This is a genomic window from Carnobacterium sp. (assembly GCF_032094055.1).
Classification (GTDB): Bacteria; Bacillota; Bacilli; order Lactobacillales; family Carnobacteriaceae; genus Carnobacterium_A.
Genome location: NZ_DAMDAK010000002.1, coordinates 1 through 343, shown reverse-complemented (window position 1 = coordinate 343; position 343 = coordinate 1). Strand labels below are relative to the sequence as shown.

Here is a 343-nt window from a genome sequence, read left to right as displayed (position 1 = left end):
AGGTCCCCATTGGAAGGAGAGTTCTTGCCTGCTATAAATAAAGTTTTACATGAAGGTCATTCTTTAATAATATCGAGGGTCGTTTTCCGGGTGTCCGATGAACGTCCGATTTGAATAAGATGATGTAAGTTTGTTTCATAGTCTGCTGTAAAGACAATGGAGTATAAAAGATTCAATAAATAAATAACAGATGTGTTGGATGTGAAATTGCCAATTTTAGAGTAAAGCTTCTCGCGAGTGGTTATTTTAAGAGAACAATCGCTTTGAGTTGAAATATGGTTATCTCCAATGCTTGTGATACTGATAATGGGTGCATGCTGTTTTTTTAAAATATTCATACAAT

1 pseudogene is annotated in these 343 nt (G+C 34.7%); it reads right to left on the bottom strand.

Annotated elements, in window-relative coordinates:
* Positions 1-56: 56 nt before the first annotated feature.
* Positions 57-343 (bottom strand): annotated as a pseudogene (locus RT405_RS00470) (MurR/RpiR family transcriptional regulator); the annotation flags it as partial.